3 protein-coding genes are annotated in these 3,801 nt (G+C 67.9%); 1 reads left to right on the forward strand and 2 read right to left on the reverse strand.

The annotated features are described in order from the left end of the window. Positions 1-47 precede the first annotated feature (47 nt). Both frc and ACQKIP_RS42385 read right to left on the reverse strand, forming a co-directional pair. Positions 48-1,280 (reverse strand): formyl-CoA transferase, encoded by a 1,233-nt coding sequence (gene frc / locus ACQKIP_RS42380; RefSeq protein WP_361376776.1) that lies wholly within the window; start codon positions 1,278-1,280, stop codon positions 48-50. A gap of 10 nt (positions 1,281-1,290) precedes the next feature. Then, a complete protein-coding gene (locus tag ACQKIP_RS42385) occupies positions 1,291-2,985 on the reverse strand; it encodes a thiamine pyrophosphate-binding protein (RefSeq protein WP_365855556.1) in 1,695 nt (564 codons plus the stop codon). 200 nt (positions 2,986-3,185) lie between these two features. Between ACQKIP_RS42385 and ACQKIP_RS42390 the strand changes: the two genes are divergently transcribed. Beyond that, positions 3,186-3,801: ATP-grasp domain-containing protein (locus ACQKIP_RS42390; protein ID WP_427745448.1), on the forward strand; the 616-nt coding region annotated here is incomplete at its 3' end.

Raw genomic sequence — 3,801 nt, forward strand, 5'->3', positions numbered from 1 at the left:
GTGTCGAGGAGCGCACGCACCGTCAGTGCGCGGTCTTCGGCCATCAATCAGATCACTCCGTTCGACTTGAGCAGCCGCAGTTCCTCGTCGCCGAGGCCGAGCTCACCGACGAAGACCTCCGCGTTGTGCTCGCCGAGCAGCGGCGAACTGACCACGTCGACGGGGGAGTCCGAGAGCTTGAGCGGGGAGCCGACCGTGGTGAAGGAACCGCGCTGGGGATGGGCCACCTCGACGACCATCTCGTTCGCGGCGAGCGAGGCGTCCTCGATGATCTCCTTGGTGGAGAGGATCGGACCGCACGGAATGTTGTGCGCGTTGAGCCGCTCCAGGACCTGCCACTTGGGCAGCGTCGACGACCATTCCTCGATCAGCTGGAACATCTTGCCGAGCTTGGGAAGGCGCGCCTCCGGAGAGGCCCACTCGGGGTCCTGGGCCAGCTCGGGACGCCCGATGAGCTCGGTGAGCGGCTGCCAGCCCACGGGCTGCACGATGACGTACACGTAGTCGTTCGGGCCGCCTGGCGCGCACTTGACCGCCCAGCCGGGCTGTCCGCCGCCGCTCGCGTTGCCGGAGCGCGGCACCTCGTCCCCGAAGTCCTCGTTCGGGTACTCGGCGAGCGGCCCGTGCGCCAGGCGCTGCTGGTCGCGCAGCTTGACCCGGCACAGGTTGAGCACGGCGTGCTGCATGGCCACGTTCACGCGCTGTCCGCGGCCGGTGTTCTCCCTCTGGAAGAGGGCGGCGAGAATCCCGGCGACGGCGTGGATGCCGGTCCCGGAGTCGCCGATCTGGGCTCCGGTGGCCAGCGGCGGGCCGTCCTCGAAACCCGTGGTCGACATGGAGCCGCCCATGGCCTGTGCCACCACTTCGTAGGCCTTGAAGTTGGTGTAGGGGCCCTCTCCGAAGCCCTTGATGGAGGCGTAGACGATCCGCGGGTTGATCTCCTGGATGCGGTCCCAGGTGAAGCCCATGCGGTCCACGGCGCCCGGCCCGAAGTTTTCCACCATCACGTCGGAGCGCCGGATCAGCTCGGTCAGGAGTTCCTTGCCGCGCTCGGTCTTGGTGTTGAGGGTGATGCTGCGCTTGTTGCAGTTGAGCATCGTGAAGTAGAGCGAGTCGACGTCCGGGAGATCACGCAGCTGCTTGCGGGTGATGTCTCCGGAGGGCGCCTCCAGCTTCACCACGTCCGCGCCCAGCCAGGCGAGCAGCTGAGTGGCGGAGGGCCCGGACTGGACGTGTGTCATGTCGAGGACGCGTACGCCCTCAAGAGCCTTGGTCGTCATCGCGGGCTCCTCACTTGTACATGGTCTGGTTCATGGTTCCGGGGGCGTACGCGTCCGGGTCGACCCATACGTTGATCAGCGAGGGCTTGCCCGATTCACGGGCCCGCAGCAGGGCGGGGCCGATGTCGGCGGGGTCGCGTACCTCTTCGCCGTAGCCGCCGAGCATCTGGGCGAACTTGTCGTAGTGGACGTCTCCGAGGGTGTTGCCGATGCGTTCGCGCTCCTCGCCGTACTTGGCCTTCTGGCCGTAACGGATCTGGTTCATCGAGGAGTTGTTGCCGACGATCCCCACGAAGGGCAGGTTGTAGCGGACGAGCGTCTCGAAGTCCCAGCCGGTCAGCGAGAACGCGCCGTCTCCGAAGAGGGCCACCACCTCCTTGTCGGGTCGCGCCTGCTTGGCGGCGAGCACGAAGGGGATGCCGACGCCGAGCGTGCCGAGCGGACCGGGGTCCATCCAGTGGCCGGGCGACTTGGGCTGCACGACCTGGCCGGAGAAGGTGACGATATCGCCGCCGTCACCGATGTAGATGGAGTCTTCGGTAAGGAAGTCGTTGATTTCGCTGACGAGCCGGTAGGGGTGGATCGGCGATGCGTCGGACTTCAGGTTCGGAAGCCGCTTCTCGATCGCCGTCTGCTCGGCGGCGCGCAGCTCGTCGAGCCACTCCTTGCGCTTGGACGCACCGCCGTTGAGACGGCCGGACGCGGCCTCGGTGACGGACTTCAGGATGAGCCCGGCGTCACCGACGATGCCCAGGTCGATGTCCCTGTTCTTGCCGACGGTGCGGTAGTCGAGGTCGATCTGCACGACGGTGGCGTCCGGCGAGAGCCGCTTTCCGTAGCCCATGCGGAAGTCGAAGGGCGTGCCCACGATGACGATGAGGTCGGCGTTGGAGAAGGCGTACCGCCGCGAGAGCTGGAAGTGGTGCGGGTCGCCGGGCGGCAGGGTGCCGCGGCCCGCGCCGTTCATGTAGGCGGGCACGTTCAGGGTCCGCACGAGTTCGATGGCCGAGGCGGTGCCCCGCGTCGTCCACACCTGGCTGCCGAGCAGGATCGCGGGCTTCTCGGCGTGCACGAGCAGGTCGGCGAGTTTCTCGACGGCCTCGGGGTCGCCGGCCGAGCGGGTGGAGGCGCGGTACTGCCCGGCCTGCGGCACCCGGGCCTTGTCGACCGGCACCTTGGCGTCGAGCACATCGCGCGGGATCTCCAGGAAGGACGGCCCGGGAGCGCCGTGGAAGCACTCGCGGAAGGCCATCGACACCATGTCCGCGGCGCGCGCCGTGTCCGGCACGGTCGCGGCGAACTTGGTGATGGGCGTCATCATGTCGACGTGCGGAAGGTCCTGCAGCGACCCCATCTTGTGCTGGGTGTGCGCTCCCTGGCCGCCGATCAGCAGCATGGGGGACTCCGCGCGGAAGGCGTTGGCGACGCCCGTGACGGCGTCCGTGGTTCCCGGCCCTGCCGTCACCACGGCGCATCCCGGTTTGCCGGTGAGGCGTGCGTAGCCGTCCGCCGCGTGGGCGGCGACCTGCTCGTGGCGTACGTCGACGACATCGATCCCCTCGTCGACGCAGCCGTCGTAGATGTCGATGATGTGGCCGCCGCACAGGGTGTAGATGACCTCCACACCCTCTGCCTTGAGTGCCTTGGCGACCAGATGCCCACCGGAGATGTGGGTTTGGTTCGTGTCGCTGCTGCCGTCGGGCATGGCGAAGTCCTGTCCCTTCGTAGGGGAGTTGGAGCGCTCACACGCTGCTCGTAGGTGCTCTCGCGGTAGATTGCATACAGTCGACGAATACTGTATGAAGCTTGTTATCCCGCATCCGGTCAGTGGTGTCCAGGGGGCGTGCGGCACTTTTCGGAGGCGGGGGGTTCGCTCCCCGTAAGGACACGGCGTCAGGAGCCCGCATGGACCTGTTCGAGCACCAGGCAAGGGAACTCTTCGAGGAACACGGCATCTTGGTGCCGCAGGCAGAAGTCGCCGACACGGCGAAGGAAGCACGCGCCGGCGCCGAACGCCTGGGCGGCCGCGTCGTCGTCAAGGCCCAGGTGAAGACCGGGGGACGCGGCAAGGCGGGCGGCGTGAAAGTCGCCGCGGACCCGGCCGCGGCCGAGATCACCGCACGCCAGATCCTCGGCATGGACATCAAGGGCCACACCGTCCGCAAGGTGATGGTGGCCCAACCCGTCGAGATCGAAAGCGAGTTCTACGTCTCGTACGTACTGGACCGCGCGGCAGGACGTTTCCTCGCGATCGCCTCCGCCGAGGGCGGCATGGACATCGAGGAGGTGGCGGCGAGCAGGCCCGAGGCCGTCGCCCGCGTGGAGATCGACCCGGCGGCCGGAGTGAGCGAGGCGAAGGCGGCCGAGATCGCCGCCGCTGCCTCACTGCCCGGCGAAGCGGCCGGCGTACTGGTCAAGCTGTGGCAGGTGCTGATCCGTGAGGACGCCCTCCTCGTGGAGGTGAACCCCCTCGTCCGCACCGACCGGGGGGAGATCCTCGCCCTCGACGGCAAAGTCACCC

It is taken from the genome of Streptomyces sp. NPDC059900, from assembly GCF_050270335.1.
Taxonomy (GTDB): Bacteria; Actinomycetota; Actinomycetes; order Streptomycetales; family Streptomycetaceae; genus Streptomyces.